This is a genomic window from Nitrosomonas ureae, assembly GCF_900108305.1.
Lineage (GTDB): Bacteria > Pseudomonadota > Gammaproteobacteria > Burkholderiales > Nitrosomonadaceae > Nitrosomonas > Nitrosomonas ureae_B.
In genome coordinates, this window is record NZ_FNUX01000054.1 from 1 (window position 1) to 4,642 (window position 4,642).

General features: G+C 53.5%; 2 protein-coding genes and 1 pseudogene. 1 reads left to right on the forward strand and 2 read right to left on the reverse strand.

The window, feature by feature from the left end; translation table 11 throughout:
* Positions 1 to 102 precede the first annotated feature (102 nt).
* Positions 103 to 3,291 carry an ATP-binding protein gene (locus C4S39_RS14805; protein WP_258039471.1) on the reverse strand — a complete coding sequence of 1,063 codons (3,189 nt, stop codon included), beginning with the start codon at positions 3,289 to 3,291 and terminating at the stop codon, positions 103 to 105.
* Positions 3,292 to 3,417: 126 nt separating this feature from the next.
* Between C4S39_RS14805 and C4S39_RS15410 the strand changes: the two genes are divergently transcribed.
* Positions 3,418 to 3,558, forward strand: a complete 141-nt coding sequence (locus C4S39_RS15410; RefSeq protein ID WP_158441760.1) for a hypothetical protein — start codon at positions 3,418 to 3,420, stop codon at positions 3,556 to 3,558.
* A 31-nt stretch (positions 3,559 to 3,589) separates the two neighbouring features.
* Here the strand turns inward: C4S39_RS15410 and C4S39_RS14810 are convergent.
* Positions 3,590 to 4,537 (reverse strand): annotated as a pseudogene (locus tag C4S39_RS14810) (AarF/UbiB family protein); the annotation flags it as partial.
* Between the last annotated feature and the right edge of the window lie 105 nt (positions 4,538 to 4,642).

Sequence of the window (4,642 nt, forward strand, 5' to 3'; positions counted from 1 at the left end):
CATATTCACCTGGATCGAGTCATGGTACAACCCAACTCGCAGGCATTCCGGGCTGGGATACTTATCACCAAACAATTTTGAGAGAAAACTGAATGAGAAAAATCAAATCGCGATAAACTGCAATCCGCTTTCACAGGTCGAGACTCTCTCGACTCCATGAAAAAAATGTCCGCCAAAAGGGGACAACTCCAGTTCTCCCCCAGTGACAGCAAGCTTCAGCGCTTCCTCAATGGCGGCCAAGCCTTCGTCAATTCTATTTCTACGTAAATAGATTTCTGCCAGCAACGCCCATGTAAACGTGTTGTTGGTACTTGCACCTGTGGCGCGGGTGGCGGAAAGCCCGTTAATTAACTTGGCGAGACCTTCCTCTTGTCCATTTTCAGCCAACGCCCAGCCTTGAAATGACGTCGCCCACGCCAATCCCAATTCAAATGAGTATTGTGTGGAAACCGCAATGGCTTCGTCGGTGAGCTCCAGCGTTCTCTTCGCGTTGCGGAGAGTGGAGTAGATCCAGGAGAGGGACGTTAAGGCAAAAACCAGGGTGAATGGGTGTTCCAACTCCCTCGCCAAACCAACGGCCTCGAGCGCCAGCGGTTCAATGTGCTCAATTTCACCTAATATCCAGAATGTCCTGGCCAGGAAAATCCTCGCGGTTATTCCGGGATCTTGGCCGTAGAAGAAGACTTGTGAACGTTGTTTATTCGGATCATGAAGGGATTTTGCGGCGAGCAGATGGGTTCTGGCTTCGTCAAACCGGCCAAGAAAGAAACAGGTCACACCCAAAGCATGGTGAGCTTCAATCAGTAGATCCGAGTTTTTCTCGCGGTGAGCCAGCGCGTGGAGATTTTCGGCTAGGCCGCGCGCATTGGCGAGATGCCCTCTGACCAGATGAAAGACCCATAATCCCCGAATGGCTAGAAACTGCTGCACGGAACCGCTGTGCTCCTGTAACAAATCCTTCGCCCTTCGATAATTGTGTTCCATGTCGTCGGATGCATAGCCTTTGACGGCCAGCAGTGGGCTTCCGCGTGCAAGCAGGAGTTCCAACTCCAAGGCATTCCGCTCCGCGCCTTGCGGCAGTTCCTTTAGCAACTCGAGCGCCCTATTAAAATGATTGAGCGCTTCGATATTGGCTGATCGTTCCGCATCGCGACGAGCCGCACGATGCCAATAATCAACTGCCGGACCAGTCAAACCTGCCTGTTCATAGTGATAAGCCAGGAGTTCCGGTTCCATGTTTACCCACTCGGGGAACCGGAACTCCAGGGTTTTGGCAATGCGAGCATGAAGTACTTGCCGGGGTTTCCTGGGCAGCGTGCTGTAGGCCGCTTCCTGGACGAGCGCATGCTTAAAGTGGTAGGTCGCAAGAGGTATCTCGCCCTCTTGGAACACGAGCCCAGACGCGACGAACAGGTCAAGTGCATTCCTCAACTCGCTGTCCGGCACTTCGACAGTGGCCCGCAGCAGCTCGTAGGTGAATTCACGCCCTATTGCTGCACCGGTTTGGACAATTTCTTTGGCCGACCCTAATCGGTCCACCCGTTCCATGAGCAACGCTTGCAGACTGTCTGGAATGGGCAATCCCTTTAGTGGGCCCTTCAAGGTAAATGCATTGTTTTCCTCGGTGAGCAGTCCGGATCCAAGCACATTTTCCGTCAACGTTTCGATATAGAGGGGTATGCCATCGGCCTTGGCCAGAATCGCCTGCTGCACCTCGGACGGAAGCGCTTTTCCTCCTGTCATTGCCACCACGAGTTCGGCACTCTGCCGACGTGGCAACCGACTGAGCGTCAGGGACGTCACGTGACTATATTCCGCCCACACCGGCTTGAAGTCGGGGCGAAATGTGATCAGCAACAACACACGCATCTGCCGGATGCGGCCAATGATTCTCGTCAGGAGGTCCCGCGTGGTGGGATCCAGCCAATGGGCATCTTCCAGAATGAACAACACGGGGTTGCGATTGGCCAGCCGTTCGAGATACTGCACCAGGGCTTCCAGCGTCATGTCTTTGCGTGTTTCGGATGACACCGTGAACGGCGGATCCCGGTGATCGCCTTGGATCGAGAGCAGATCTGCCAGCAATGACACCGTGTCCTGATTCTCGATGCCGCTTTCGCGAGCCATGGCATCGAGCTTCTCCCGTTGTGCCTGGGCACTGTCCTGACTGGCCAGCCCCGCGGCTTGCCGCAGAAAAGTAGTCGCCGGATAGAGCGCCGTATTGGTATGGTACGGTGAACATTGAAATTGAATCATCTGGTACCGTTCATTTGCGAGGCGTTCACACAAACTACGGGCGATTCTCGATTTTCCGATCCCGGCCTCACCGCAAAGGAGCACGACCTGTCCTTCGCCGCCCACGGCCTCGCGCCAGCGCCCCAACAGGAGTGAGATCTCCTGTTCTCTGCCTACGAATTTGGCTAATTGGCTGGATCGATAGGACTCAAACCGGCTGGCCGACGGCCTGATACTCAGAACCTGCCAAGCTTGAATAGGTGTGTCGAATCCTTTCAGCGAAAAGGCGCCAAGATCCAAGAACTCGAATTCATTTCCGACAAGCCGTTTCGTCGCCGGATCAATGATCAATTGATCGGGTTTAGCCAGTGCTTGGAGGCGGGCGGCGAGATTTGGGGTTTCACCGAACACTGACCGTTCCTTGGCGGTGTCCAGCCCCATAAGTTCGCCGACTACGACTTGACCAGTAGCGATCCCGATTCGTGCAGCCATACTAAACTGTGGATGGGGATTGTCTTGATGAAGCGTCCTCACCGTATCCAGAATAGCCAGTCCGGCATGTACCGCTCGCTCCGCATCGTGTTCGTGGGCCTGGGGGTATCCAAAATAGACCAACATCCCATCCCCCATGTATTTGGCGATATAGCCATTGGATCGAACAATGGTTTGGCTACAAGCATCTAAAAATCGTCGAATCACGTCCTGGAGGTCTTCAGGGTCCAACCGGCTAGACAGTACTGTCGAATCCACAAGATCACAAAACATCACCGTCAACTGGCGACGTTCTGCTTGATCTCGTTCGGGGGGGAATGGCTGCTCTTCCGGAATGACGCCAACGGGTATAGACCCCGGGCCCATAACTTCAGCGCTCTGTGGCAATTGAGCGATCGCGCGCAAGAGCTTTTTCCGATGTCCCAGTAAGACACCCATCGCCTCCAGATCGCCCTCATTCAGCTCGGGTAGGACATCCCAGGTGATCGCATTGTGCTGAAACGACTCGCGATATATACTGAGACCAAGGTTATCCAGCCATGCTGATATACGATCATTCATCATAGACAACGTCGATGGTGGATATTCCGACCCGGCAAGGGTAGGATTAACTGCGTTGAGCGTAAGAATTTACTCGTTGCGGATCGTAATCCTTTAATTATTAATAGACCTATGATGAACAATGCTTCCATGAATACGATCTCTAAAAGGTCTTTTACTCGAAAAATGGAACACCGACTGATTGGTATGGTAATGATGGTCATCGCCTACCTGATCGAGAAAGCCGTGTTGCGTTCGATCAAGCGCAGTGGCACGAAATCTTCGACGTAGAACAACCCTACTTCTTGAACCATTTTTATCGTCAACGCCCTCGCAGCAGATCGATAACCAGGCCAAGGATCAGCAGACCTGAGACGACCCCGAATGTTATCGGCACCCACTCGGCAACAACCGTCGAGGTGGCCGTGAATCCGCTAGCCAAAACACTTGCGGCAGCGGTCAGGCCGAGCGCCAGCCGTTGTCCCGTGTGACGCACTATATCCTCCAGCGAATTGGCCCGGAAGTTCACCACAAGCTTTGGGCCGCCAGGACGAACACCGACGAGGTTTTCTACCGCCTCGACCACGCGCAGAACTCGTACTTTTAACTTCTGCGATTGATACACGAATGTCTTTGGATTGAGTGCGTTACCCATGCGTTTGACCATTAAGCGCATCAAGTACTTACCTGCTACGTCGTAAGGATCAAGTGCTGGATCAAGCTCGGCAGTCGCCAGCTGTACCTGCGCAAGTGCTTTTGTGGCGAGCGTGAGCGAAGCCGGTAGCGGCACTCCGTGCCGTAATGAGACCGCGCTCATTTCTTGCAGAAGCGGCCCGATCTGCATCTCGGCAAGCGAGGCTGTGCGATATTTTGCCATCACTTCCCCGATCTCGCTCTGGAATCGGGCCACATCGAGATCGCTGCTATTGACGGCGCTCGTCATCATCAATGTGACATCGGTGAGAAACCCGGCATCTTCCTGCCAAAGAGCCATCAACATTAACAAGAGATGCTCACGAAGATCGGCCCCTACCTCGCCGACCATTCCGAAATCGAGAAAATAGATGCAATCCTTCCACCACATCAGATTGCCTGGGTGGGGATCGGCATGGAAGAAGCCGTCGACGATGATCTGTTTGTAGTAGCTCTCCAACAGTTGACGAGCGGCCTGGATGCGCTCTGGACCAGCCGGCGCCTGCTTGATCGGTATGCCCTGGATCTCTTCCATCACCAATAATCGAGACGTGGACAGATCCCGGTGTACTCTGGGTACGGCAAGATGTTGCTGCTAACTGAAAACTGACCACCTGTGCTAATTGAAATTTGACTAGGTGAAATAGTGGTATAGCGTACTATACCACTGTGGATAAGTCGA

What these genes read in the sequence shown, in the direction of transcription:
- C4S39_RS14805 (WP_258039471.1), bottom strand. Translation starts at nt 3,291, where the DNA reads ATGATGAATGATCGTATATCAGCATGGCTGGATAACCTTGGTCTCAGT.
- C4S39_RS15410 (WP_158441760.1), top strand. Translation starts at nt 3,418, where the DNA reads ATGAATACGATCTCTAAAAGGTCTTTTACTCGAAAAATGGAACACCGA.